The sequence below is a fragment of the Streptomyces saintjeani genome (genome assembly GCF_055409605.1).
In genome coordinates, this window is sequence record NZ_CP189624.1 from 6,098,114 (window position 1) to 6,122,631 (window position 24,518).

A 24,518-nucleotide genomic window follows, 5' to 3' on the forward strand; every position below is an offset into this window, starting at 1 on the left:
CCGCCATTCCCCGCCCCCCACTCGTGAACAGCCGCCACCCGGCACCCCGCGTGAGCAACGGCGGGCCGTTGATGGCCGGGGTCGGCACCCCGTGCGAGCAACGGCCGGCCCCACCCCTCACAGCGCCTCCCCCACCCGCACACAAGCAGCCACCCGCCCCACCCCCGCCCCCCGCAACACCTGGTCCTCCCGCCCGCAGACCTCCAACGCCACCCCGCACCGAGGATGAAACGCACACCCGCCCGGCAGGTCGGACGGATCCGGCGGATCCCCGGGCAACCCCCGTGGCGCGAACCGAGCCGCCGGGTCCCCGACCCGGGGGAACGCCGACGCGAGAGCGCGGGCGTACGGATGCCGGGCCCCCTCGAAGACCTCCCGCGCCGGACCCTCCTCCACCACCCGCCCCGCGTACATCACGGCGAGCCGGTCGCACGTCTCCGCGAGGACCGCCAGATCGTGGCTGATCATGATGAGGCTCAGGTCCTCCTCGGCCACCAACCCCTCGATGAGCCGCAGGATCTGGGCCTGGACCATGACATCCAGCGCCGTGGTCGGCTCGTCGGCGACGATCAGGTCCGGCGCGCACGCGAGGGCCATCGCGATCATCACGCGCTGGCGCTGCCCCCCGGAGAGTTCGTGGGGGTACGAGCGTCCGCGCGCCGTCGGCAGCCCGACCTGCTCCAGCAGCTCACCGGCCTTGCGGCGGGCGGCAGTTGCCGTCACCCCGCTGTGCAGGACGATCGGCTCGGCGATCTGGTCGGACACGCGGTGGACGGGGTTGAGGGAGTGCATCGCGCCCTGGAAGACGATGGACGCCCCGGCCCAGCGGACGGCCCGCAGCCGCCCCCAGCGCATCGCGAGGACGTCCTCGCCGTCCAGCAGGATCCGCCCCTCGACCCGTGTCCCGGCAGGCAGCAACCGCAGCAGCGCAAGGGCGAGGGTCGACTTCCCGCACCCCGACTCCCCGGCCACACCCAGCTTCTGACCAGACGTCAGATCGAGGTCGACGCCCCGCACCGCCGCGAACCCGCCCGCGTACGTCACCCGCAGATCCCGTACCTCAAGGACGCTCAACGCCCCACCCCCAGCCGGGGGTTGAGCACGGACTCGACCGTGCGCCCGCACAGTGTGAACGCCAGCGCGACGACGGCGATGGCGATGCCGGGCGGCACGAGGTACCACCAGTCGCCCGCGCTCACGGCGCCGGCCTCCCGGGCCTCCTGGAGAAGTCCGCCCCAGGACACGACAGTCGGATCTCCCAGTCCGAGGAACGCGAGGGTCGCCTCCGCGAGGATCGAGGACGACACCATGAGCGTCGTCTGCGCGAGCACCAGCGGCATGACGTTGGGCAGGACGTGCCGGACCATGATGTGCCGGTGCCCGCCGCCGAGCGCGGTGGCGCGCTCGATGTACGGCCGGGACTCGACGGCCAGCGTCTGCGCGCGCACGAGACGGGCTGTCGTCGGCCAGGAGGTCACGCCGATCGCGAGGATCACCGTCCCGAGGGACCGGGACAGGACGGTCGCGAGGGCGATCGCGAGGACCAGCGCGGGCATGACGAGGAACCAGTCGGTGACCCGCATCGCGACGGTCGCGTACGCGCCCTTGAAGTGCCCGGCGGTCACCCCGATCAGCGTGCCGATGGTCACCGAGAGGACCGCCGCGAGCAGCCCGACGAGCAGCGACACCCGCGAGCCCCAGAGCACGAGGCCGAGCAGGTCGCGGCCGTAGCGGTCGGTGCCGAGCCAGAACTCGCCGCTCGGGCTCTCCAGGGGCTGCCCGGGGGCGTCGGTCACGCCGGTGACGTCCGCGCCGACGGTCAGGGGAGCGGTGAGGGCGACGAGCGCGAACGCGGTGAGGGCGGCGAGCCCCAACAGGCCCGCGCGGTGCGTGCGGTAGGTGTTCCAGAAGCGTACGGCGCCGAGGCGTCGCCGCTGCCAGGCCATGGTCGTCATCGGGCGGCCACCCTCGGGTCGAGCAGCGGATAGACGAGGTCGGCGACGGTGTTCATGACGATCACCGCCGAGGCGAAGAAGAGGAACAGGCCCTGGACCAGGGGGAGATCGGGGACGCTGAGCGCCTGGTAGAAGAGCCCGCCGAGGCCCGGCCAGGAGAACACCGTCTCGACCAGGATCACCCCGGCGACGGTCCGGCCGAGGTTGACGAAGACGAGGGTCACCGTCGGCAGCAGCGCGTTCGGCACGGCATGGCGGCGCCGGACGACCGCGTCCCGAAGTCCCTTGGCGCGCGCGGTCGTCAGGTAGTCGCTGCCCATCTCGTCGAGCAGCGCGGACCGCGTCACGAGCAGCGTCTGCCCGTACTCGACGGCGACGAGCGTGACGACGGGCAGCACCAAGTGGTGGGCCACGTCCAGGACATACGCGAACCCCTCCTCACCGCCCGTCTCCATCCCGCCGGTCGGGAACAGGCCCGGGACCGGACCCGCCCCGACCGCGAAGACGATGATCAGCAGCAGCCCCAGCCAGAACGACGGCACCGAGTAAAGGACCAGCGCCAGACCGGTGTTGAAGCGGTCACCGAGTCCGCCGTGCCGCCAGGCGGAGCGCGTGCCGAGGGCGATGCCGAGGACCGTGTAGAGGACGAACGCCGTCCCGGTCAGCAGCAGCGTGTTCGGCAGGGCCTCGCCGATCTTGTCGACGACCGGCGTCCGGAACTGGTACGACGTCCCGAGGTCACCGGTCAGCGCCTTGCCGCAGTAGTCCGTGAACTGCCGCCACACCGGCAGGTCGAGCCCGAACTCCCTGCGGTACTGCGTGAGTTGCTCCGCCGACACCGGCCGGCCCCCGGTCATCGTCTTCACCGGGTCGCCCGGGATCAGCCGGAACAGGAAGAACCCGGTGACCAGTACGGCGAGCAGCGAGACGACCGCCCCGCCCACCTTGCCCGCGCCGTACCGGAGATAGCCGCTCGACGCCCTCGGCCTGCGCGCCTCCCCGACGACGACGGCGACCGTGTCGCTCACTCCCGGTCCTCCGCCCCCGCGCGCCGCCGCAGCCCGAGGAACACCCCGGCCCCGGCCAGGAGCACGGCCCCGGCGACGATCCCGGCGATCGCCCCGCCGGACATCCCCGACGAGGACGTGCCGGACGACGCGGCCGGCACCGCCGACCACCAACTCCAGTACCCGTCCTGTCCGTAGATGTTCCCGGCGGCCTTCGGCATCGTCTCGATGGAGGCGATCTGGTCGGTGCGGTACGCCTCGACGGAGTTCTGGTACGCCATGACGTTCATGTACGCCAGGTCGTACAGCCGCGACTCCATCCGCTTCACCAGGTCGGCGCGTTTCGCCGGGTCGTACTCGGCCAACTGCCGTGCGTACAGGGCGTCGTACTGCTTGTCGCAGATGAAGTTGTCGGTCGCGCCGGTGTCCTTGGGGGTCGCGGGCAGGGCCGCGCAGGTGTGGATGGAGAGGACGTAGTCCGGGTCCGGGTTGACCGACCAGCCGTCGAAGGCGAGGTCGTAGGTGCCGGCGAGCCAGGGGTCGGTGACGTTGTCGAGGCAGTCGAGACGGACGCCGATGCCGAGCTTGTCCCACCACTCCTTGAGGTACTGGCCGACCGCCTTGTCGTTGGGGTCCGTCGCGTGGCAGAGGATGCGGTACGTGATCGGCTTGCCGTCCTTGCCGAGGCGGCGGCCGTCCGCGTTCTTCTTGTAGCCCGCCTGGTCGAGGAGTTGGGCGGCGCGCTCCGGGGCGTAGAAGAGTTTCTGGGCGGGGGAGGGTTTCCAGTAGTACTCGATGAAGCGGGGCGGGATGTAGCCCTCTCCCTCCACGGCATGGCCCTGGAAGACCTTGTCGATCAGTGTCGTGCGGTCCACCGCGCGGAAGAGGGCCTGGCGGACGCGCTGGTCGAGGAGGGAGGGGTGGCCGTCCCCGAAGCGGGTGCCGTCCTTCGCGCGGGCGCCGGGGTTGACGGCGAGGGCGTAGAAGCGGCGGCCGGGAGCGTCGTTGACCTTGATGTTCTGCTGGGTGGAGAGCGACTTCGCCTGCGCCGGGGTGAGGTTGTTGACGAAGGAGACCTCGCCCTTCTGGAGCGCCGCGACCGCCGCGTCACCGTCCTTGTAGTACTTGAGGAGGAGCTCGTCGAACTTCGGGGCGCCCCGCCAGAAGTCCTTGTTGGCCTTGAGGCGGACGTAGCTGTCGGGCTTGTAGTCCGTGATGACGAACGGGCCGTCGCCGACGATCGGGAACGACTTGTCGTTGTTGAACTTCGAGAAGTCGCCGACCTTCTCCCACACGTGCTTGGGGACGATCGGCATGTCCAGGGCGGTCATCGTCGCCTGCGGGCTCTTCAGTCTGACGACCAGTTCGGTCGGCGTCGGGGCCGTCACCCGCGCGAAGTTCGTGACGTAACTCCCGTTCGCGGTGGCCGCCTTGGGGTCCGTCATCATCTTCGTGAACGTCCACGCCGCGTCCTCGGCGGTGACCCGCTCGCCGTCCGACCACTTGGCGTCCGAGCGGATCGTGTACGTCCACGTCAGCTTGTCGGGGGAGGCGGACCACTTGGTCGCGAGGCCCGGGACCGCGTGCGCGTCGCCGGGGTCGTAGTCCGTCAGGTACTGGTACGTGAGGCGCAGGAGGCTGGTGCTGACGAGGCGGGTGGCGAGGAAGGGGCTCAGGGAGTCGACGCTCTGGGCGACGGCGATGGTGAGTACTTTCGTATCGTCCTTCGCGTACGCCTGAGGTGCTCCGGCGAACACGGGGAGGAGTGACGCGGTGAGGGTGGCGGCCGTCAGGAGGCGCCCGGGTCGGTTCATCGCACATGACCTCGCTTCACACGACTCGCACAGGGACCGGTTGTCGGACGGTGTACCAGGGCGCGGAAGCCGTCGTCAACGATGCGTGCACCCCGTGTGGCCTGCGGAAACGCGGCGTTGATCGGATTGTCGGACGGCAATGGTCGAGACCGGTGAAGCGTGGCTGGTGAAACGTTGACGGCTCGCCGGTGACCTCACCGGCGAGCCGTCTCATCTCACTGTCCCGTCAGGACTACTTCCACTCCAGGCCCCAGACGTTGCTGTCCTTCTTCACCGGAGCGGTGATCCACTTCGCCCAGACCTTCTTCTCGATGTACTTGCAGTGCGCGTCGTAGTGGTACGCGTACTTCGTCGCGAGGAACTTCTTCGACTCGTGGAACATCGTCATGCGGACCTTGGTCTTGCCCGCCTTGTTCTTCGCCGGGATCGTGTACGACCAGCTGCTCGACTTGGTCCAGGTCTTGCCGACCGTGACGCTGAACGAGGTGCTGGCCTTGGCGAAGATGACACCGGCCTCGGTGCCGAGGGTCGCGGTGCCGCTCGCGTTGACGGCCGCCGTCGTCGTCTTGTTGTACGTGAGGGTGCCGCCGAGGTCGTCGTACATCCAGTCGCTGTGCAGGTTCGAGGACTGACGGACCGTCGACTTGTTGGTGATCGTGTAGCGGGTGCCCGCGTCGGGCGGGCAGGCGGCGGAGGCGGGGCCCGCCGAGACGGCCACGACACCGCCGGCGAGGATGGCGGACGCGACGACGGAGCTGGCGATTTTCCGCACGGAATCGGTTCCCTTCGATGAGCGGTTCACCGGCGGCGGTGGTCCGGGTCGCAGGTCCCGGCGCCGTGGCGAGGTGAAGGTTGGCCGTGGGGCGGGCGGGGTGACAACCGGGTTGTGCGGCAGGGGAGTTGGGGGAGGGGTTGACACGGAGACGGGGGCGCGCGGCAAAACGCCCATAGTGTCGACGGGGGTGGTGGAGTTGGCGGCACTGGGGGTGATTCGCCCCTATGTCTGAGCCGAATAATGTGACCTGGTTCACATCTTGGGGGCGTATGCCTTCCTCGGTATAAACACCCTCCGGAATGGTTCCCTCCGGTGAACCTCAAAAGTTGCCCAAACGAGGAACCACCCCCCGTGTCGCGGGTGTCCCCTGGGCATCGGCGCTCACTGCTTCGGCGCCGTCACCACGGGGAGATGAAGAAACATGGTCGTCCAGACCGAAGAACCACGTATCCAGCACGCCACCCGCGCCGGCTCCGGCTGGGACTGCCTCGGCACCCCCCTCGGCGCCGCGGTCAAGGCCCGCCGCGTAGAACTCGGCCTCACCCAGGAGCGCCTCGCCGCCCAGGCCGGCATGAGCCAGGGCGCCCTCTCCCGCCTCGAACGAGGCAGGGCCGTCCCCACGCTCCCGCTCCTCGAGCGCCTCGCCTCCGCCATGTCCGCCAACCTCCTCATCGCGCTCTCCCCGACGGGAACGGTCCAGGTGGCGTTCCGGGTGCCGGGCACCCAGGCGCGCCGCGCCCTGCCGGCGAGACGCCTGGCCGGAGTGCGCTGACCGCCGCGCCGGCGCCGTACGGGGCGGATGTTCCGTACGGCGCCGGCGCACCCGGCGTACGACCCGTGGCGCACCCCCCCGTCCCGCGAACGGACGCCCTAAATGTGCTGTATGTCCAACCTCTGGTGATAGTGGCCGGTAACGGACAGTGCCCGCCGCCCCCGACAAGGCGCGGACAGACGCAGTGCACAGAGGGAGGCATCCATGCGTGGAGCCACGCACGCCAAGTGGGTCGTAGGGGCGGCGGCGGTCGCCCTGGTGGCGACGGGATGTGGCGGGGACGACAACGGCGGCGGGGGCGGGAGCGGGGGCGGCGGCGGGGTGCTGACCGCGTCCTGGGGCGACCCGCAGAACCCGCTGGAACCCGCCAACACCAACGAGGTGCAGGGCGGGAAGGTCCTCGACATGACCTTCCGGGGACTCAAGCGGTACGACCCCGAGACCGGCAAGGCCAACGACATGCTGGCCGACAAGATCGAGACGACGGACTCGCAGAACTTCACGGTCACCGTCAAGGACGGGTGGACGTTCAGCAACGGCGAGAAGGTGACCGCGAAGTCCTTCGTGGACGCCTGGAACTACGCGGCGAGCCTCAAGAACAACCAGAAGAACGCGTACTTCTTCTCGTACATCGACGGCTTCGCCAAGGCGCACCCCGAGGACGGCAGCGCGCAGACCGCCGACACGCTCTCCGGACTGAAGGTCACCGGCCCGCTGACCTTCACCATCAAGCTCTCGCAGAAGTTCTCGACGTTCCCGGACACGCTCGGCTACAACGCCTTCGTCCCGCTGCCGCAGGCGTTCTTCACCGACCACGCGGGCTGGCTGAAGAAGCCGGTCGGCAACGGGCCGTACCAGATCGACTCGTACACCAAGGGCTCCCAGATGGCCCTGAAGAAGTGGGACGCCTACCCCGGCACCGACAAGGCCCAGAACAGCGGCGTCACCCTCAAGGTCTACACCGACAACAACACGGCGTACACGGACCTGATGGCCGGCAACCTCGACCTCGTCGACGACGTGCCCGCCGCGCAGCTGAAGAACGTCAAGAGCGACCTCGGCGACCGCTACCTGAACACACCCGCCGGGATCATCCAGACCCTCGCGTTCCCGTTCTACGACAAGAACTGGAACAAGGCGGGAGGTGAGAAACTCCGGCAGGGCCTGTCGATGGCGATCAACCGTGAACAGATCACGGACACGATCTTCCAGAAGACCCGTACGCCCGCCACCGACTGGACCTCCCCGGTGCTCGGCGAGACCGGCGGCTACAAGGCGGGCCTGTGCGGCGACGCCTGCAAGTACGACCCCGCCGGGGCGAAGAAGCTGATCCAGGAGGCCGGCGGGCTGCCCGGCGGCCAGGTCAAGATCAGCTACAACGCGGACACCGGCTCCCACAAGCAGTGGGTCGACGCCGTCTGCAACTCCATCAACAACGCCCTCGGCAACGACAAGGCGTGCGTCGGCAACCCCATCGGCACCTTCGCCGACTTCCGCAACCAGATCACCCAGCACAAGATGAGCGGCCCCTTCCGCGCCGGCTGGCAGATGGACTACCCGCTCATCCAGAACTTCCTCCAGCCGCTGTACTACACCGACGCCTCCTCCAACGACGGCCAGTGGTCCAACAAGGACTTCGACAAGCTCGTCGACCAGGCGAACGCGGAGACCGACACCGGCAAGGCCGTCGGCGACTTCCAGAAGGCGGAAGAGGTCCTGCGCGACAACATGGGCGCCATCCCCCTCTGGTACCAGAACGGCAGCGCCGGCTACTCGGACCGCCTCTCGAACGTCAAGCTCAACCCGTTCTCCGTACCGGTCTACAACGAGATCAAGGTCGGCTGACCCGTCATGGGACGCTACGTCGTCCGGCGCCTGCTCCAGATGGTGCCCGTCTTCGTCGGCGCCACGCTGCTGATCTTCCTCATGGTCAACGTGATGGGCGACCCCATCGCCGGCCTGTGCGGCGACCGGCAGTGCGACCCCGCGACCGCGGCCCAGCTCAAGAAGGAGTTCGGCCTCGACAAGCCGGTCTGGCAGCAGTACCTGACCTACATGGGGAACGTCTTCACCGGAGACTTCGGTACGGCGTTCAACGGCCAGAAGGTCACCGAGCTGATGTCGACGGCGTTCCCCGTCACGATCCGCCTCACGATCGTCGCCATCCTCATCGAGATCGTCGCCGGCATCGCACTCGGCGTCGTCACGGGGCTGCGGCGCGGCAAGCCGATCGACACGGCCGTACTCCTCGTCACCCTCGTCGTCATCTCCGTCCCCACCTTCGTCACCGGTCTGCTGCTCCAGCTGCTGCTCGGCGTCGAGTGGGGGTGGATCAAACCGTCCGTCTCCACGGACGCGCGGTTCGGCGAACTCTTCGTCCCCGGTCTTGTGCTGGCGTCCGTGTCCCTCGCGTACGTCACCCGGCTCACCCGGACGTCCATCGCCGAGAACCGGCGCGCCGACTACGTCCGTACGGCCATCGCCAAGGGGCTGCCGCGGCGGCGTGTCGTCGTCCGGCACCTGCTGCGCAACTCCCTCATCCCCGTCGTCACGTTCATCGGCACGGACGTCGGGGCGCTCATGGGAGGGGCGATCGTCACCGAGCGGATCTTCAACATCCATGGCGTCGGATACCAGCTCTACCAGGGGATCCTTCGCCAGAACACGCAGACGGTCGTCGGTTTCGTGACCGTGCTGGTGCTCGTCTTCCTGGTGGCGAACCTGCTCGTCGACCTCCTGTACGCCGTACTCGACCCGAGGATCCGCTATGCCTGAACCCCAGGAACCCGAGGGGGTGATCGCCGGGACCGGGATGGGCGCGGCGATGGACCTCGCGGTGAGCGAGGGAGCCAGCCTGGAGGGGGGCGGCGGCCCTCAGGGGCCCTCCGAGAAACCCCGCTCCCTGTGGTCCGACGCGTGGCGCGACCTGCGCCGCAACCCCGTCTTCATCCTCTCCGCGCTCGTCATCCTCTTCCTGGTCTTCGTCTCCCTGTGGCCGTCGGCCATCGCGTCGGGGAGCCCGCTCAAGTGCGACCTCGGCAAGGCCCAGCAGGGCTCCTCCGGCGGGCATCCCTTCGGGTACGACGGGCAGGGGTGCGACGTCTACACGCGTACGGTGTACGGCGCGCGCACGTCCGTCGCCGTCGGCGTCCTCGCCACCCTCGGCGTCGCCGTCTTCGGCAGCGTCCTCGGCGGCCTCGCCGGGTTCTTCGGCGGCATCTGGGACTCCGTCCTCTCCCGGATCACCGACATCTTCTTCGCGATCCCGGTGGTCCTCGGCGGGCTGGTCCTGCTGTCCGTCGTCACCAGCAACACGATCTGGCCGGTCATCGGCTTCATGGTGCTGCTCGGCTGGCCGCAGATCTCCCGCATCGCCCGGGGTTCGGTGATCACGGCGAAACAGAACGACTACGTCCAGGCCGCGCGGGCGCTCGGCGCCTCCAACTCCCGCATGCTGCTGCGCCACATCGCCCCCAACGCGATCGCCCCGGTGATCGTGGTGGCGACGATCGCGCTGGGCACGTACATCGCGCTGGAGGCGACGCTCTCGTACCTCGGCGTCGGCCTGAAACCCCCGAGCGTGTCGTGGGGCATCGACATCTCCGCCGCTTCCCCCTACGTCCGCAACGCCCCCCACGCCCTCCTGTGGCCCTCCGGCGCCCTCGCGATCACGGTCCTGGCGTTCATCATGCTGGGCGACGCGGTACGGGACGCCCTTGATCCGAAGCTGAGGTGAGGGCGGTGAGGCGGGAGTGGGCGGGCGCCGCGTACGGCGCCGGCGCGGGCTGTGTCCGGCAGGGCCGGGAGTCGGCGGTCCGTTCCGGGGGCGGATGGGGGACGGGGTCCGGGTTGGGCGATGCGTATCAGGGCGGCGCGACCTATGTCCGGCTGCGGTGCGTCTCGCGGTCCTGCGCGGTCTTCCCGTCCGGGGCCGTGTTCCCCGTGTCGGGGCGCGTCGCGCGTCCGGCCGGGTCGCTCGCTGTTTCTTCCCTCCTCGGTTCCATCTCCCCGTCCCCGCTTGTTCGTTCCCGTCCGTTCCCGTCCGTTCCCGTCCGTTCCCGTCCGGAGTGAGGTGAAGCGACGTCATGTTGCTCGAAGTGCGTGATCTGCATGTGGAGTTCCGTACGCGGGACGGGGTCGCCAAGGCGGTCAACGGGGTGTCCTACGGAGTGGAGGCCGGGGAGACGCTGGCCGTGTTGGGGGAGTCGGGGTCGGGGAAGTCCGTGACCGCTCAGGCGATCATGGGGATTCTCGATGTGCCGCCGGGACGGATCGGTGGGGGCGAGATCCTGTTCCAGGGGCAGGATCTGCTGAAGCTCAAGGAGGAGGAGCGGCGGAAGATCCGGGGCGCGCGGATGGCGATGATTTTCCAGGACGCGCTGTCTTCGCTGAATCCCGTGCTGACCGTGGGGGATCAGCTGGGTGAGATGTTCGAGGTGCACCGGGGGATGTCCCGGAAAGACGCCCGCGCCAAGGCCGTCGAACTCATGGACCGGGTACGGATTCCCGGTGCCAAGGAACGTGTACGGCAGTACCCCCACCAGTTCTCCGGCGGTATGCGTCAACGCATCATGATCGCCATGGCGATGGCCCTCGAACCCGCGCTGATCATCGCCGACGAACCCACCACGGCCCTCGACGTGACCGTCCAGGCCCAGGTCATGGACCTGCTCGCGGAGTTGCAGCGCGAGTTCAACATGGGCCTGATCCTGATCACCCACGACCTGGGGGTCGTCGCGGACGTCGCCGACCGGATCGCCGTCATGTACGCGGGCCGGATCGTCGAGCAGGCACCGGTGCACGACATCTACAAAGCACCGGCTCATCCCTATACACGCGGACTGCTTGATTCCATCCCCCGTCTTGACCAGAAGGGGCAGGAGCTGTACGCGATCAAGGGATTGCCGCCCAACTTGATGAACATCCCTACGGGTTGCGCGTTCAACCCTCGCTGTCCGATGGCTCAAGACATCTGCCGGACGGATGTACCGCCCCTGCACGACGCCGGCGAACACCGCACCAGCGCCTGCCACTTCTGGAGGGAGTGCCTCAATGGTTGATTCAACAGTTGAGCCGATCCTCGAAGTCACTGGACTGGTCAAGCATTACCCGTTGACTCAAGGCATCCTGTTCAGGAAACAGGTCGGTGCGGTCAAAGCGGTTGACGGTGTTGATTTCGCCGTCAACAGTGGAGAGACCCTCGGGATCGTAGGGGAATCGGGCTGCGGCAAATCAACTGTCGCCAAGATGCTGGTCAATCTTGAGCGCCCCACCGAAGGGGCGATCAAGTACAAGGGCGAGGACATCACCAAGCTCTCCGGCAAGGCGCTCAAGTCGGTGCGCCGGAACATCCAGATGGTGTTCCAGGACCCGTACACGTCGCTCAACCCCCGCATGACCGTCGGCGACATCATCGGCGAACCGTACGAGATCCACCCCGAGGTGGCCCCGAAGGGCGACCGGCGCAGACGGGTCCAGGACCTCCTGGACGTGGTCGGCCTGAACCCGGAGTACATCAACCGCTACCCGCACCAGTTCTCCGGCGGACAGCGTCAGCGCATCGGCATCGCGAGGGGCCTGGCGCTGCGCCCGGAGGTGATCGTCGCGGACGAACCGGTCTCGGCGCTGGACGTCTCCGTACAGGCGCAGGTGATCAACCTGCTGGAGCGCCTCCAGAGCGAGTTCGACCTGTCGTACGTGTTCATCGCGCACGACCTGTCGATCGTCCGGCACATCTCGGACCGGGTCGGCGTGATGTACCTCGGCAGGATCGTGGAGATCGGCAGGGACGCGGAGATCTACGACCACCCCACGCACCCGTACACGCAGGCGCTGCTGTCGGCGGTCCCGGTCCCGGACCCGGCGGCGAGGGAGCACAGGGAGCGGATCATCCTCTCCGGCGACGTGCCGTCCCCCACGAACGTCCCGTCGGGATGCCGTTTCCGCACGCGCTGCTGGAAGGCGCGGGAGAGATGCGAACTGGAGGTCCCGCTGCTGGCGGTCCCGGCGGAGTTCAGAGACGTCAGCGGCCCGGCGGCACACGACTCGGCATGTCACTTCGCGGAGGAGGCGCTATCCATCAGGCGCTCCGCGCCGGGGGTCGTCCCGCCGGAAGACGATCAAGGAAATGCACCCTGAAATCAACCCAAACGCACAGTAACCGCGTTAACGCGCAGGCAACTTTCCCGACCCGGTTCCGATATACGGACGCTCCAAGCTGAACAGCGTACGGCCGTGCGGGTGCCGTAAACGGGCCGGGAGCGCCATGTCTCCCGGCCCGTTGCCGTACCCGCCTCAGCCCTGGGGCAACCCCAGCGACCGCCTCAGGAAGTCCAGTTGGAGCCTCAGCAGGTTCTCCGCCACCTCCTCCTGGGGTGTCATGTGTGTGACCCCCGACAGTGGCAGCACCTCGTGCGGGCGTCCGTCGGCCAGGAGGGCCGATGACAGGCGCAGGGAGTGTGCGACGACCACGTTGTCGTCCGCGAGGCCGTGGATGATCATCATCGGCCGGTGGACGGGAGCCGCGTCGACCAGTCCGGCGTCGTCCACGAGGGAGTTGCGCCGGTAGACGTCGGGCTGCTCGGCGGGGTGGCCGAGGTAGCGCTCCTGGTAGTGGGTGTCGTACAGGCGCAGATCGGTGACGGGCGCGCCGACGACGGCCGCGTGGAAGACGTCGGGACGGCGCAGGACGGCGAGCGCGGCCAGGTAGCCGCCGAAGGACCAGCCCCGGATCGCGACCCGGCCCAGGTCGAGCGGGAACTCCCCGGCGAGCGCGTGGAGGGCGTCGACCTGGTCCTCCAGGACGACAGCGGCGAGCTCGTCGCGGACGGCCTTCTCCCAGGCCGGCGACCGCCCCGGCGTACCGCGCCCGTCGGCGACGACGACCGCGAACCCCTGGTCGGCGAACCACTGCGAGGTGAGGTGGGGGTTGTGCGCGGAGACGACGCGCTGGCCGTGCGGACCGCCGTACGGGTCGAGGAGCACCGGCAGAGGAGTGACACCGTCATGGTCCCGGGGCATGAGCACGGCGCACGGAATCCGGCGTGCGCCCCCCTGGGTGAGCTGAACGCGCGGGGACAGACCGGGATCTTCGGCGTACGAGGCGACGGTCGTGACGGGCTTGCCGTCCCGCAGGACGCGCGCGACGGACCCGGGGCGCTCCAGGGTCGCCGACACGAGGACCATGACGTCCCCTGAGCGCACCGCCGAGTGGACGCCGGGCTCCTGCGAAAGGCGCTCCACGCCCAGCTCGTTGACGCGGTAGACGTGCACCTCGCCGGTCTCGGGGTCGGCCTCCTCCCCGGCGGAGGCCGACACGAGCACGTCGTCGCCGGAGACGTCCAGGACCGCTCGCACATGCAACTGCGCCGTCGTCAGCGGACGTTCCCCGACGGCCAGCACGCGCGCGCCGCCCTCGTCGGCGATGCGGACGAGCTGTCCGGAAGGGCTCCAGCAGGGCACGCCGGGGAAAAGATCCAGCCAAATCCGATCTTCGTCCGCGTGCACCATCCGGGTCGCCCCGGAGTCGGTGTCGACGGCCAGGTACAGCTGGCTGTGCTGGTCGCGCGCTTGCACGAGCAGCAGCGGCGCACCCGCCGCTGACCAGTGCACACGCGCCAGGTACGGGAATTGCGCACGGTCCCAGACGACCTCCGTGCGGGACCCGTCGAGGCCCAGCGCGAACAGGCGTACGATCGCGTTCTCGGTGCCCGCCTGCGCGTACGGAATGTGCCGTGGCTCACGTTCCGGATGGGCCGGGTCGGAGATCCACCACCGCTTCACCGGCGTGTCGTCCACGCGCGCCACGAGCAGCCGGTCCGACTCCGGCGACCACCAGAACCCCCGGTGCCGGTCCATCTCCTCGGCGGCGATGAATTCGGCCAATCCATAGGTGACGGACGCCGATTCGGGTTCGGCGAGCGCGCGGTCGCCGTCCCCCTCCGCGCCGACGACCCGCAGGGCGCCGCCCGCGACGTACGCGACGTGCCTCCCGTCGGGTGCCGGACGGGGGTCGATCACCGGTCCGGCGACGGGGAGCCCGCGTGCCGTGCAGGCCCGCAGATCGGCCGTGAAAAGCCGCCCTGACAAGGCGAAAGAGGCCAGCTCGACGGCCGCGTCGGTGGCGTATCCGACGATGCCGGCGCCACCCTCGCGGGTACGTTCGCGGCGGGCGCGCTCCTCGGGCGGAAGGTCCTCGCCGGCGCCCCCGAGAAGGGCGACGGGATCGGCCGCGAGGCGCTCGGAGCCGTCCGCCGGATCGAGGACCCACAGGGCGTTCGCACGGTCCGTACCGGAGGGCGAGCGCAGGAACGTGACACGTTCTCCGCCCGGCGCGGCGCTGAACGAACGCGGCGCGCCGAGGGTGAACCGCTGGGTACGGGCGTGCCGCCGGGGGAAGGAGTCGGCGGGAGAACCGCTCTCGATGGTCATGTCCCGACCCTACGAGGCATGTTGGCCGCGCGCCCCCTTGCGCGTCCGTGCGCCGAAGGATGCGCGCATATCCGTAGCTATGATCACTACCGCTGCGTGGGTATGAACCTGCTGGCTGTTGTATGGATTTACACGTTCTCCCGCTCTGTTCCCCTGGTACCCGGGTTCTTGGAGGTGAGCCGCCGTGGCACTCTCGATATCGGCGGTGGTGCTGCTGGCGATCGTCGTCTTCTTGCTGGTCAAGAAGTCGGGCTTGAAGGGCGGTCACGCCGTCGTGTGCATCCTGCTCGGTTTCTATCTGGCGTCTTCCACGATCGCTCCGACGATCAGCGATCTGACGACGAGCGTGGCGAGCATGATCGGAGACCTCAAGTTCTGATGTCCGCCTGCCCGGATCGGCGCTGATCAGTCCTGTCCGTTTCGAGAGCCTCTGAGGGATCACGTTCCGGTCCCTCGTAGGCTGACCCCATGACGGATCTCCCCTCCCGCAGGCTCCTCCTGGTGCACGCGCACCCGGACGACGAGTCGATCAACAACGGCGCGACCATGGCCCGGTACGCGGCCGACGGCGCGCGGGTGACGCTGGTCACCTGCACGCTGGGGGAGCGCGGCGAGGTCATCCCGCCCGGACTGGCCCACCTGTCCGGCGCGGCCCTCGGCGCGCACCGCCGCCAGGAGCTGGCCGACGCGATGCGCGCGCTCGGCGTCGACGACGTACGCCTGCTCGGCGGAGCCGGGCGCTACGGCGACTCCGGGATGATGGGGACCGCCGACAACGACGACCCCGCGTGCTTCTGGCAGGCGGACGTCGAGACGGCCGCGGGGCAGCTTCTCGACGTCATCCGCGAGGTGCGGCCCCAGGTGCTCGTCACGTACGACGAGAACGGCGGCTACGGCCACCCTGACCACATCCAGGCGCACCGCGTCGCCATGCGCGCGGCCGAGCTCGCCGACGCCGAGGGTGTACCCGTCGCGAAGGTCTACTGGAACCGCGTCCCGCGCGCGGTCGCCGAGGGCGCGTTCGCGAGGCTGGAAGAAGACCTCCCGGCGCTGCCGTTCGACAAGGCGGGCGAGATCGCCGACGTCCCCGGAGTCGTCGACGACGGACTGATCACCACGGCGATCGACGGCGGACCGTACGCGGACGCAAAGGTGACCGCCATGCGCGCGCACGCGACACAGCTCGAAGTGGAGCCAGGGGGGCGGTACTTCATCCTGTCGAACTACCTCGCGCAGCCGTTGTTCACGACGGAGTACTACCAACTCGCGCGCGGAGAGAGCGGGGCGCGCGGCGTGGACGGCACGGACGACACGGATGGCATGGACGCTCGGGGCCGCGAGACCGACCTCTTCGCCGGGCTGGAGGTCTGATGTCGATCGACCTCGCCCAGCCCCTCAAACCCCCGTCCGCGGCCCGGATCGTGGCCTACCTCGGCCTCCTCCTGCTCGGCGCGGCGACCGGTGCCGCCGGTTCCCTCGTCCAGGCGGGCTGGTTCCCCGGCGGGCTCCTGCTCGCGCTCGCCGGAGCCGCGGGACTGTTCCTCGGCGGCGCGCGGGCGACCGGCATGCGCGCGGGGGCCGTCGCTCCCGCCGCCGGGTGGATGATCGCCGTCGTGCTGTTGACGGCCGGGCGTCCCGAGGGCGACTTCCTGTTCGCGGCGGGCGGCGGCTCGTACCTCTTCCTGCTCGGCGGCATGGCAACAGCTGTGATCTGCGCCACCCTTGGTGCCGGGAGGCAACCGATCGGCCCCGACGCCCGACTTGGGAAGTGACGTACCACTTCGCCGTGGCATGAGCGTGCGTATCCCGTGTGGGTTTCCCCGGCGCTCGTGGGATCGGTGGCGGAAGTGGCCAGTATGGTGGTGCGCGCCGCCGAGCTGCCCGTGAGGTCGTGGCGGGCGGCGGAGCCAACCTGGAGAAGCCTGCCTTGAGTCGTGAAACTGACACTCCGTCCTCCGGGCCCACCAACGGGCGCGGGGGAGCCGCGTACCCGTCGGGTACACCGCCGTACGGGACGCCGATGGTGTCCGACGGCGGTGCGGACGCGGGCCGTTCGGCCGCCCAGCCGGAGGAACGCAAGACCGAGACCACGGTGACGACCCGGATCCGCATCAACATCCCCGGATCCCGGCCCATTCCGCCGGTCGTCGTGCGCAAGCCCGTCGGCGAGGGAGAGGGCGACGAGACGGCCGCCGAGCCGCAGCCGTCCGTCCCCGCGCAGGCCACCGAGGCGCCCGCGCCCGAGCCCGCCGCCGAGAAGAACGACTGGTTCGCGCCGCGCCGATCCTCGGGCCCGAAGACCAACGGCGCGGGGATGCCCGGCGCTTCGTCCGGTACGAACGGCGGACAGCCGTCCGCCCCAGGTACGGCCCCGGGTACGGCGGGCGCACGACCGGCGGGAGGCGCCATAGGCGGCGCACGCCCCGGCGGCGTGGTCGGTTCGATGTCCGCCCCCGGCAAGCGCCCCGGAGGCACCAACGGTTCGGGCCTGCCCGGCGGCGCCACCGGCGGCCCCGTCGCGCCCGGCCACGGCGGCGGCACCGGCTCCTTCGACGTGACCGAGGTCCTCGCGGCGACCACCCCGCGCGCGAGCGCGCCGGAGCCCACCCGCGACGACCTGCCGTACTTCGCGGAGCCCGAGAGCAGCACGACGGCCCAGCACGACTTCTCCGACCAGCACAACTTCTCCGCCCCGAACGGCGGTTACCCGGACCCGGGCGCGCCCATGGGCCCCACCGCGGGCCCGGTGACCGGCGGTGTGGCCGTCCCCAAGGCGGGACCCGGCGCCCCCGGCACGGCTCCAGGGCCCGGCGGCCCCGGTCTGATGAACGGCCTGGCCACCCCCGGCGCTCCCGGCACCGGGCGGCTCCCCGGCGGCGGACTGAGCGACGACACGGCGATCCTGACGCCGCAGAAGCTCGTCCCGAACCCGGGCCCGAACGGCTTCCGCCCCGGCGGCCCCGGCCCTGAGGGACCCTCCGGGCAGACGCTGACCAGCGGCATCCCGGTCGTCCCCCCGGCCGGCCAGAGCGCCCCGCCGAAGCAGACGGCGCCCGCGAAGGGCAAGAAGCAGAAGAAGGGCCGCAGCAAGCTGCCCCTGCTCGCCGGCCTGGTCGTCGTCGCGGGCGCGGGCGTGTACGGCGCGGGCCTGCTCCTGAACCACTCCGACGTCCCCAAGGGCACCACCGTCCTCGGCGTCGACATCGGCGGCTCCACGCGCGACCAGGCTGTCAAGAAGCTCGACGACGCCTTCGGCACGCGCGCGCTGAACACCAAGCTCAAGCTGGACGTCGGCGGCAAGCAGGTCACGCTCCAACCAGACCAGGCGGGCCTCCAGTTCGACATCCCGTCCACCGTCGACTCGGTCGCCAAGAGCGACTACAACCCCGTCACCGTGGTCGGCGCCCTCTTCGGACAGCAGCGCGTCGTCGAGCCCGAGATGCCGGTCGACGAGGAGAAGCTCCAGGCGGCCCTGGAGAGCGCGGCCGGTGGCTCGGCCTCGTCCTCCGACGGCACGATCACGTTCGAGGACGGCAAGGCCGTCGCCGTCTACGGCAAGCCCGGCAAGGGCGTCGACACCGCCAAGGCCCTCCCCGCCGTCGAGGAGGCGTACCGCAAGCAGGTCGAGACCGGCGCCGCGGCCCCGGTAGCCGTCCCCACGACGACCAAGCAGCCGACGGTCTCCAACGCCGAGGTCGACCGGATGATGAAGGAGTTCGCCGAGCCGGCGATGTCCGAGGTCGTCATCATCCAGACGCCGGGCGGCGCGCAGAGCATCAAGTTCGGCGCCAAGTCCCTGCCGAAGATCATCGGTTTCAAGGCCGTCGACGGCAAGCTGGTGGACACGTACAACCTCGAAGCGCTCAAGGAGATCTACGGGTCGACCTTCGCCGGGGTCAAGGTCACGACGGCCACCGGCAAGCGTGACGTCCTGCCGCAGGACGTGGTCAACGCCCTGCGCAAGGCCCTGGTCGGCAAGACGACCGCGGAGCGCACCGTGGCCATCGAGACCGACCCGAGCTGACCTGCGAGGACATTCGTACCGAGGACATTCGTACCGGGGTGCCGCATGACTTCTGTCATGCGGCATTCCGTACGTCCGACACTGTGCGTGACGAGGTCCGCGAAGCGACCATGGACGCATGACAACGACAGCTTCGGTGGTCGCGTTCGACCAGGTCGGCAAGGCGTACGGCGAGGTCCGCGCCGTCGACGGACTGACTCTGGACCTGCGCCCGGGGGAGACCGTGGCGCTGCTCGGGCCCAACGGCGCGGGGAAGTCCACCGCACTCGACCTCCTGCTCGGCCTGAAGACCCCGGACAGCGGCAGCGTCCGCCTGTTCGGTACGACGCCGCGTGAGGCGATCGTCGCCGGCAAGGTCGGCGCGATGCTCCAGAGCGGCGGCCTGATGGACGAGGTGACGGTCGCCGAACTCGTCCGCCTCGCCTGCGACCTGCACCCCCGGCCCTACCGCCCGGCCGACGTGATGGCCCGCGCGGGCATCACCGCCATCGCCGACCGCAAGGTGAACAAGCTCTCCGGCGGCCAGGCCCAGCGCGTCCGCTTCGCCTTCGCCACGGCCGGCGACAGCGACCTGATCGTCCTGGACGAACCGACGACCGGGATGGACGTCACGACCCGCCAGGGCTTCTGGGCGACCATGCGCGAACAGGCCGACCAGGGCCGTACGGTCCTGTTCGCCACGCACTACCTGGAGGAGGCGGACGCGATCGCCGACCGCGTCCTGGTCCTGCACCGGGGCCGCCTCCTCGCCGACGGCACGGCCGCCGAGATCAAGGCCAAGGCGGGCGCCCGCCGCATCTCCTTCGACCTTGCGGGCGAGATCCCGCAGACCCTGCGCGACCTGCCCTTCCTCACCGCGCTCACGGTGTCCAACAGCGGCTCCGCCGCGGGTTCGGGCCGCACGGTCCGCATCCAGTCCACCGACGCCGACGCGACCGTCCACGCCCTGTACGGCACCGGCCTCTACCCCAGGAACCTCGAAGTCACCGGCCTCGGCCTGGAGCAGGCGTTCGTGGCGATCACCGAAGCCGAGGAGGCACGCACCCGATGAACAGTCTGATCCGGCTCGAACTCTCCCGCGCCCTGCGCAACCGCAAGTTCCTGTTCTTCTCGGTGATCTACCCCGCCGCCCTGTTCCTCCTGATCGCGGGCAGCGCGAACACCAAGGACAAGGTCGACGGCACGGGCCTCACCCTCCCGACCTACATGATGGTCTCCATGGCCTCCTTCGGTGCCCTCACCGCCGCCCTCACCGGCAACAGCGAGCGCATCGCCAAGGAGCGCGAGAACGGCTGGACACGGCAGCTGAGGCTGACCACGCTCCCCGGCCGGGGCTACGTCCTCGCGAAGACCGCCAGCGCGGCCGTGGTGAGCCTCCCGTCGATCGTCGTCGTGTTCGCCGTCGCCGCCCTCGTGAAGGACGTACGGCTGGACGCCTGGCAGTGGATCGTCCTCACCGCCGCGATCTGGGCGGGCAGCCTCGTCTTCGCCGCGCTCGGCGTCGCCCTCGGCTATGTGGCGACCGGTGACGCGGTCCGCCCGATCACGATGATCACCTACTTCGGCCTGTCCATCCTGGGCGGCCTGTGGATGCCGACGACGACGTTCCCCGGCTGGCTCCAGGACGTCTCGAAGTGGGTTCCCACCCACGCGTACGCCGCGCTCGGCCGGGCCATCGAGCAGAGCGAGCTGCCGCGCGCGACGGACGTCGCCATCCTCGCCGTGTTCTTCGTCCTCTTCACGGGCGGCGCGGCGTGGCTGTACCGGAAGGACACGCTGAAGGCTTGAACACCGTGAGCGCGACGAACGACGGCACCGAGCGGACCCAGCTGATCCCGCTCGGCCAGCCGATGGCGGGCAGGCGCGACCTGTGGCGGCGCAAGGTGCTGTGGATCGGCATCTGGCTGGTCTTCCTCAGCTCCCCGGTCCACGACCTGCTGACCGGCGACCACACCACCGCCGGTACGGCCAGCGGCTGGCTCGGACTCGGCGCGTTCGTCGCCGTCTACCTCTCCCTCCTGTTCCGCAACATGGGCGAGGCCCCCTGGCCGACGGTCCGGGTCGCCTCCCTGATCGGCTTCCTCGCCGTCCTCGCGACCGTCCTCTCCCTCACCCTCGGCTCCGCCTGGCTCGGCCTGTACTGCTACGTCTCCGTGTCCTGCGGCATCGCCCTCCCGCTGCGCGCCGCGTACTGGGCGGTGCCCGGCACGGGCGCGCTGATGATGCTGGCCGGCCTGCGCGCGGGGTTCGCCGACGCCGGGGACCTGCTGATCCTGGTCCTGCTCATCGGGTTCGCGATGACCGGCGTGAGCCAGCTCGTGCGGACCACCATCGAACTGCGCCGGGCCCGCGCGACGGTCGCCCACCTCGCCGCCAACGAGGAACGCCTGCGCCTCGCGAGGGACCTGCACGACCTGCTCGGCCACTCCCTCTCCCTGATCACCCTCAAGAGTGAGCTGGCCGGGCGGATGCTCCCCGGCCACCCCGACAAGGCCGCCGCGCAGGTCGCCGACATCGAGCAGGTCAGCCGGCAGGCCCTCGTCGACGTCCGGGAGGCCGTCACCGGCTACCGCAGGCCCCGGCTCGCCGCCGAACTCGCGGGCACGCAGGTCGCGTTGACGGCCGCCGGGGTCGAGGTGCGGCTCCCGGTCGATGTCCCGCTCGACGGGGTGTCCGAGGACAGCGAGTCCGCGCTCGCGTGGGCGCTGCGCGAGGCGATCACCAACGTCGTCCGGCACAGCGGGGCGAGCCGGTGCGGCGTCGACCTCGTCCGGCGCCAGACCCTCGACGGGCCCCTCCTCGAACTCGTCGTCGAGGACAACGGCTCCGGCGGCTCGCCGGGCATGCCCGGCAACGGGCTGACGGGGCTCACCGAACGCCTGGAGAAAGCGGGCGGCACGCTGGAGACGACCGGCACGAAACACGGCTTCCGGCTCGTCGCCCGCGTCCCCGTAGGATCCGCCCCATGACCCGCACGATCAAGGTTCTCCTCGCCGAGGACCAGTCGATGGTCCGTGAGGCCCTCGCCGCGCTGCTCGGCCTGGAGGACGACATCGAGGTGATCGCCCAGGCGGCGCGCGGCGACGAGGTCCTGCCGGCCGCCCGCGCGCACCCCGGCCTCGACGTCGCCCTCCTCGACATCGAGATGCCGGGCGCGACGGGGATCGAGGCGGCGGCCCGACTGCGCGGCGAGTTCCCGGGGATGAAGCTGGTCATCCTCACGACCTTCGGCCGCCCCGGCTATCTGCGCAGCGCGATGGAGGCGGGCGCGGACGCGTTCCTGGTCAAGGACGCTCCTGCGGCGCAGCTTGCGCAGGCGATCCGTAAGGTGCTCGCGGGCGAGCGGGTCATCGATCCCACGCTGGCGGCGGCGGCGTTGGCCGACGGCGCGAACCCCCTCACCGACCGCGAACGCGAGGTGCTCCGCACGGCGGCCGACGGCAGGACGAACGCGGAACTCGCCACGGAGCTGGGGCTGTCGCAGGGGACTGTCCGCAATTACCTCTCGATGGCGATCCAGAAACTGGCGGCGAGGAATCGGGTGGAGGCGGTGCGGATAGCGCGGGAGAAGGGGTGGTTGTAGGGGAGAGGTGGGTTCCCTGGCGGGTGCGGGCGGATGGGGTGGGTGTCGGGCGGCGACTGAGGTGAGGGGGCGGGGCCTCTGGCGCGCGTGGTGGGACGTGGGGTGGGTGCTGGGTGCGGCTGGGGTGAGGGTCGGGGTCGGTGTGCGTGACCAGACGTGGGGAGCTAGGGGCGGGTGTTCGGGTGTGGGGCCAGTTCGTGTCCAGCGCCAGGGGGACGGCCAGGGTGTGGAGTTGGGGATGCGGCCCGGTGCTGTGCCAGGGGCGCGGCACGGTACGGCGTCAGGACGCGGTCGGGAGTCGGGGGCGGGGGGTGGCTCCCCGGCCCCGGCTCTCCCGTCCCGGCTCCCGGCGTGCACCCCTACACGATGCCGTTCCGTGCCGCCCTGTCCGGCAGTTCCTTCGCCAGTGCCGGGGTCAGGCCCAGCGCCAAGAACGTCACCGGGGGCGAGCCGTTGCGGGAGATCACGAAGCGGTTGAACGTCGCGCCGGCCGCGAGACCGGCGGATCTGTTCAGCGTGGTCACGTCGCTCCAGGCGACCGCGTCGCGTACGCCGCCGAGGAGGTTCGTGACGACCAGGCCGCCGGTGTAGAGGTAGCACCGGCTGAGACCGAACCGGGCCGACAGGCGACGCCAGGCCAGCCGGAGGCCGTACACGACGAGGACGACGGCTACCGTGACAGCGGTCTTGAGCAGGGCGTTCGACGGTCTGTTGACGACCAGTAGGACGACGATCAGCGCGGCGAGGGCCAGGCCCAGCCGGCGGAACATCTGGAGGACCGCGCCGATCGGCCCGGTGACGGGATGGTTCCCGCAGTGCCGGCCGAGGCCGAGATCGATGGGCTGGCGCATGGTCACGTCACCTTTCACGGGGAGTACGAGGGGTACGAGGGGAAGAGGCACGAGGAGGAGGAACCCGGGAGTTCCCGGCCCCGGGCTCCCCGCACGGCGTACGCAGCACCGCCGCCACCAACCCCGCGAGCAACCGTGCACGCGGCACCATCCACCCCACCTCGACATGCTCCCCGTCCGCATGCGCACCCCCGCCGACCGCACCGAGCCCGTCCAGCGTCGGACAGCCCATGGCCGCCGTGCAGTTGCCGTCCGAGACCCCGCCGACGGCGACACCCCGGGGAGGCTCCTGACCGAGCCCCGCGGCGACCAGGGCGGCGAGGGCGAACAGTTCGGCGGAGGCTTCCATGGGCGGACGCCCCCCGAGGCCCAGCACTTCGACCCGCGCGCCCGGCGTCCGCGCGGTGAGCCCCCGCATGAGCGCGTCGACACGGCGGTACTCGGCGACGTCGGGAACACGCACGTCCACGGAGATCCGGGCCAGGTCGGGCACGGTGTTACGGGACGTACCGGACGACAGAAGAGTGGGCGTCACGGTCGTACCCGCAAGAACACCACCGCCCCCACCCCTCGCACCGACGCCCCCGACCTCGGCTTGGGCCTCCGTGCCGACGGCCCCGGTCCCGCCCCCGGCCTCCGCGCCGACGCCCCCCTCCCCACCCCCCATCCCCGCAACGGCCAACACCACATGCGCCGCCTCCACCGCCGCGTTCACCCCCCGCCCCGGCTCCACCCCGGCATGAGCCGCCCGCCCCCGCACCACGACCTCGTACCGGGCCGCTCCCTTCCGTGCCAGCTTCAGCGCGCCCCCGTCCCCCGCCGCCTCCAGCACGAACGCGGCGTCGGACCGTCGTGCCTCCTCCTCGATCAGTTCCCGTGACGTGCTCGACCCGACCTCCTCGTCACCGTTGACCAGCACGCACACCCCGTCGAGGGACGGCAGCGACGCCAGCGCGTGGAACATCTGCACGAGCCCGGCCTTCATGTCGAGGACGCCGGGCCCCCGGGCGACCCCGTCGGCCACGGACCAGGGCAGCCGACGCAGCGACCCGACGGGCCACACCGTGTCGTGATGCCCCAGCACCAGCACGCGCGGAGTCGCCGTCAACTCGCCGAACCGCCACCGCAGATGGCTCACCCCACCGATCACGACCGTCTCCGGCGGGGCGCCCAGCAGCCGCGCACCCACCGCCCCGACCACCTCCGCGCTGCGCCGCACCGCCGCATGGTCACCGGAGAAGGACTCGCACAGCACGAGTTCCCGCAGATCGTCGAGCATCGCCGTCAACAGCACGGTTCCCCCTGGG

Annotated in this window: 22 protein-coding genes; 14 read left to right on the forward strand and 8 right to left on the reverse strand. The window is 70.3% G+C overall.

The genetic code is table 11. The annotated features are described in order from the left end of the window. Window positions 1–117: 117 nt before the first annotated feature. The 5 genes from ACQCO7_RS27940 to ACQCO7_RS27960 all read right to left on the reverse strand — a co-directional run bounded on the left by ACQCO7_RS27940 (window position 118) and on the right by ACQCO7_RS27960 (window position 5,548). On the reverse strand, window positions 118–1,074 hold the full coding sequence (locus tag ACQCO7_RS27940; protein WP_464074393.1) for an ABC transporter ATP-binding protein: 957 nt from the start codon (window positions 1,072–1,074) through the stop codon (window positions 118–120). Continuing rightward, the gene (locus ACQCO7_RS27945) at window positions 1,071–1,955 is read right to left on the reverse strand and encodes an ABC transporter permease (RefSeq protein WP_464074394.1); all 885 of its coding nucleotides are present in this window, start codon (window positions 1,953–1,955) and stop codon (window positions 1,071–1,073) included. The genes ACQCO7_RS27940 and ACQCO7_RS27945 overlap by 4 nt, the downstream gene beginning before the upstream one ends. Further along, window positions 1,952–2,983, reverse strand: a complete 1,032-nt coding sequence (locus tag ACQCO7_RS27950) for an ABC transporter permease (RefSeq protein ID WP_464074395.1) — start codon at window positions 2,981–2,983, stop codon at window positions 1,952–1,954. The genes ACQCO7_RS27945 and ACQCO7_RS27950 overlap by 4 nt, the downstream gene beginning before the upstream one ends. Next, window positions 2,980–4,776 carry an ABC transporter substrate-binding protein gene (locus tag ACQCO7_RS27955; RefSeq protein ID WP_464074396.1) on the reverse strand — a complete coding sequence of 599 codons (1,797 nt, stop codon included), beginning with the start codon at window positions 4,774–4,776 and terminating at the stop codon, window positions 2,980–2,982. The genes ACQCO7_RS27950 and ACQCO7_RS27955 overlap by 4 nt, the downstream gene beginning before the upstream one ends. A 232-nt stretch (window positions 4,777–5,008) precedes the next feature. Further along, window positions 5,009–5,548: a hypothetical protein gene (locus tag ACQCO7_RS27960; protein ID WP_464074397.1), complete on the reverse strand. Its 540-nt coding sequence runs from the start codon at window positions 5,546–5,548 to the stop codon at window positions 5,009–5,011. A gap of 424 nt (window positions 5,549–5,972) precedes the next feature. Between ACQCO7_RS27960 and ACQCO7_RS27965 the strand changes: the two genes are divergently transcribed. The 6 genes from ACQCO7_RS27965 (at window position 5,973) to ACQCO7_RS27990 (ending at window position 12,461) form a co-directional block, all read left to right on the forward strand. Continuing rightward, window positions 5,973–6,323, forward strand: a complete 351-nt coding sequence (locus ACQCO7_RS27965; protein ID WP_464074398.1) for a helix-turn-helix domain-containing protein — start codon at window positions 5,973–5,975, stop codon at window positions 6,321–6,323. 204 nt (window positions 6,324–6,527) lie between these two features. Then, complete coding sequence (locus tag ACQCO7_RS27970; RefSeq protein WP_464074399.1) at window positions 6,528–8,168, forward strand: peptide ABC transporter substrate-binding protein; 1,641 nt, start codon at window positions 6,528–6,530, stop codon at window positions 8,166–8,168. 6 nt (window positions 8,169–8,174) lie between these two features. Further along, window positions 8,175–9,098, forward strand: a complete 924-nt coding sequence (locus tag ACQCO7_RS27975; protein ID WP_464074400.1) for an ABC transporter permease — start codon at window positions 8,175–8,177, stop codon at window positions 9,096–9,098. After that, on the forward strand, window positions 9,091–10,059 hold the full coding sequence (locus ACQCO7_RS27980; protein ID WP_464074401.1) for an ABC transporter permease: 969 nt from the start codon (window positions 9,091–9,093) through the stop codon (window positions 10,057–10,059). Before ACQCO7_RS27975 ends, ACQCO7_RS27980 begins: the two co-directional genes overlap by 8 nt. Before the next feature lie 349 nt (window positions 10,060–10,408). Then, the gene (locus tag ACQCO7_RS27985; protein WP_464074402.1) at window positions 10,409–11,383 is read left to right on the forward strand and encodes an ABC transporter ATP-binding protein; all 975 of its coding nucleotides are present in this window, start codon (window positions 10,409–10,411) and stop codon (window positions 11,381–11,383) included. Continuing rightward, window positions 11,376–12,461, forward strand: a complete 1,086-nt coding sequence (locus tag ACQCO7_RS27990) for an ABC transporter ATP-binding protein (protein ID WP_464074403.1) — start codon at window positions 11,376–11,378, stop codon at window positions 12,459–12,461. The genes ACQCO7_RS27985 and ACQCO7_RS27990 overlap by 8 nt, the downstream gene beginning before the upstream one ends. 156 nt (window positions 12,462–12,617) lie before the next feature. Here ACQCO7_RS27990 and ACQCO7_RS27995 read toward each other — a convergent pair whose 3' ends face one another. After that, a complete protein-coding gene (locus ACQCO7_RS27995; protein WP_464074404.1) occupies window positions 12,618–14,753 on the reverse strand; it encodes a S9 family peptidase in 2,136 nt (711 codons plus the stop codon). Between the two features lie 184 nt (window positions 14,754–14,937). On the opposite strand from ACQCO7_RS27995, the gene ACQCO7_RS28000 reads away from it, so the two are divergent. The 8 genes from ACQCO7_RS28000 (at window position 14,938) to ACQCO7_RS28035 (ending at window position 22,360) form a co-directional block, all read left to right on the forward strand. Next, window positions 14,938–15,132, forward strand: coding sequence for a hypothetical protein (locus ACQCO7_RS28000; protein ID WP_010350549.1), 195 nt, complete (start codon window positions 14,938–14,940; stop codon window positions 15,130–15,132). Between the two features lie 89 nt (window positions 15,133–15,221). After that, window positions 15,222–16,124 (forward strand): N-acetyl-1-D-myo-inositol-2-amino-2-deoxy-alpha-D-glucopyranoside deacetylase, encoded by a 903-nt coding sequence (mshB, locus tag ACQCO7_RS28005; protein ID WP_464074405.1) that lies wholly within the window; start codon window positions 15,222–15,224, stop codon window positions 16,122–16,124. Then, window positions 16,124–16,525 carry a DUF6113 family protein gene (locus ACQCO7_RS28010; RefSeq protein ID WP_464074406.1) on the forward strand — a complete coding sequence of 134 codons (402 nt, stop codon included), beginning with the start codon at window positions 16,124–16,126 and terminating at the stop codon, window positions 16,523–16,525. The genes mshB and ACQCO7_RS28010 overlap by 1 nt, the downstream gene beginning before the upstream one ends. 155 nt (window positions 16,526–16,680) lie before the next feature. After that, the gene (locus tag ACQCO7_RS28015; protein ID WP_464074407.1) at window positions 16,681–18,777 is read left to right on the forward strand and encodes a hypothetical protein; all 2,097 of its coding nucleotides are present in this window, start codon (window positions 16,681–16,683) and stop codon (window positions 18,775–18,777) included. Between the two features lie 118 nt (window positions 18,778–18,895). After that, window positions 18,896–19,828 (forward strand): ABC transporter ATP-binding protein, encoded by a 933-nt coding sequence (locus tag ACQCO7_RS28020; protein ID WP_464074408.1) that lies wholly within the window; start codon window positions 18,896–18,898, stop codon window positions 19,826–19,828. Continuing rightward, window positions 19,825–20,565 carry an ABC transporter permease gene (locus ACQCO7_RS28025; RefSeq protein WP_464074409.1) on the forward strand — a complete coding sequence of 247 codons (741 nt, stop codon included), beginning with the start codon at window positions 19,825–19,827 and terminating at the stop codon, window positions 20,563–20,565. The genes ACQCO7_RS28020 and ACQCO7_RS28025 overlap by 4 nt, the downstream gene beginning before the upstream one ends. A 62-nt stretch (window positions 20,566–20,627) precedes the next feature. After that, window positions 20,628–21,746: a sensor histidine kinase gene (locus ACQCO7_RS28030; RefSeq protein ID WP_464077306.1), complete on the forward strand. Its 1,119-nt coding sequence runs from the start codon at window positions 20,628–20,630 to the stop codon at window positions 21,744–21,746. Further along, window positions 21,743–22,360, forward strand: a complete 618-nt coding sequence (locus ACQCO7_RS28035) for a response regulator (RefSeq protein ID WP_464074410.1) — start codon at window positions 21,743–21,745, stop codon at window positions 22,358–22,360. The genes ACQCO7_RS28030 and ACQCO7_RS28035 overlap by 4 nt, the downstream gene beginning before the upstream one ends. 359 nt (window positions 22,361–22,719) lie before the next feature. On the opposite strand, the gene ACQCO7_RS28040 is transcribed toward ACQCO7_RS28035, so the two are convergent. Together ACQCO7_RS28040 and ACQCO7_RS28045 are read right to left on the reverse strand one after the other, a co-directional pair. Then, window positions 22,720–23,211, reverse strand: coding sequence for a hypothetical protein (locus ACQCO7_RS28040; RefSeq protein WP_464074411.1), 492 nt, complete (start codon window positions 23,209–23,211; stop codon window positions 22,720–22,722). 7 nt (window positions 23,212–23,218) lie between these two features. Beyond that, window positions 23,219–24,490 (reverse strand): M20/M25/M40 family metallo-hydrolase, encoded by a 1,272-nt coding sequence (locus tag ACQCO7_RS28045; RefSeq protein WP_464077307.1) that lies wholly within the window; start codon window positions 24,488–24,490, stop codon window positions 23,219–23,221. Window positions 24,491–24,518 lie beyond the last annotated feature (28 nt).

What these genes read in the sequence shown, in the direction of transcription:
- ACQCO7_RS27945 (WP_464074394.1), bottom strand. Translation starts at nt 1,955, where the DNA reads ATGACGACCATGGCCTGGCAGCGGCGACGCCTCGGCGCCGTACGCTTC.
- ACQCO7_RS27955 (WP_464074396.1), bottom strand. Translation starts at nt 4,776, where the DNA reads ATGAACCGACCCGGGCGCCTCCTGACGGCCGCCACCCTCACCGCGTCA.
- ACQCO7_RS27965 (WP_464074398.1), top strand. Translation starts at nt 5,973, where the DNA reads ATGGTCGTCCAGACCGAAGAACCACGTATCCAGCACGCCACCCGCGCC.
- ACQCO7_RS27970 (WP_464074399.1), top strand. Translation starts at nt 6,528, where the DNA reads ATGCGTGGAGCCACGCACGCCAAGTGGGTCGTAGGGGCGGCGGCGGTC.
- ACQCO7_RS27975 (WP_464074400.1), top strand. Translation starts at nt 8,175, where the DNA reads ATGGGACGCTACGTCGTCCGGCGCCTGCTCCAGATGGTGCCCGTCTTC.
- ACQCO7_RS27980 (WP_464074401.1), top strand. Translation starts at nt 9,091, where the DNA reads ATGCCTGAACCCCAGGAACCCGAGGGGGTGATCGCCGGGACCGGGATG.
- ACQCO7_RS27985 (WP_464074402.1), top strand. Translation starts at nt 10,409, where the DNA reads ATGTTGCTCGAAGTGCGTGATCTGCATGTGGAGTTCCGTACGCGGGAC.
- ACQCO7_RS27990 (WP_464074403.1), top strand. Translation starts at nt 11,376, where the DNA reads ATGGTTGATTCAACAGTTGAGCCGATCCTCGAAGTCACTGGACTGGTC.
- ACQCO7_RS27995 (WP_464074404.1), bottom strand. Translation starts at nt 14,753, where the DNA reads ATGACCATCGAGAGCGGTTCTCCCGCCGACTCCTTCCCCCGGCGGCAC.
- mshB (WP_464074405.1), top strand. Translation starts at nt 15,222, where the DNA reads ATGACGGATCTCCCCTCCCGCAGGCTCCTCCTGGTGCACGCGCACCCG.
- ACQCO7_RS28010 (WP_464074406.1), top strand. Translation starts at nt 16,124, where the DNA reads ATGTCGATCGACCTCGCCCAGCCCCTCAAACCCCCGTCCGCGGCCCGG.
- ACQCO7_RS28020 (WP_464074408.1), top strand. Translation starts at nt 18,896, where the DNA reads ATGACAACGACAGCTTCGGTGGTCGCGTTCGACCAGGTCGGCAAGGCG.
- ACQCO7_RS28025 (WP_464074409.1), top strand. Translation starts at nt 19,825, where the DNA reads ATGAACAGTCTGATCCGGCTCGAACTCTCCCGCGCCCTGCGCAACCGC.
- ACQCO7_RS28030 (WP_464077306.1), top strand. Translation starts at nt 20,628, where the DNA reads ATGGCGGGCAGGCGCGACCTGTGGCGGCGCAAGGTGCTGTGGATCGGC.
- ACQCO7_RS28035 (WP_464074410.1), top strand. Translation starts at nt 21,743, where the DNA reads ATGACCCGCACGATCAAGGTTCTCCTCGCCGAGGACCAGTCGATGGTC.
- ACQCO7_RS28040 (WP_464074411.1), bottom strand. Translation starts at nt 23,211, where the DNA reads ATGCGCCAGCCCATCGATCTCGGCCTCGGCCGGCACTGCGGGAACCAT.
- ACQCO7_RS28045 (WP_464077307.1), bottom strand. Translation starts at nt 24,490, where the DNA reads ATGCTCGACGATCTGCGGGAACTCGTGCTGTGCGAGTCCTTCTCCGGT.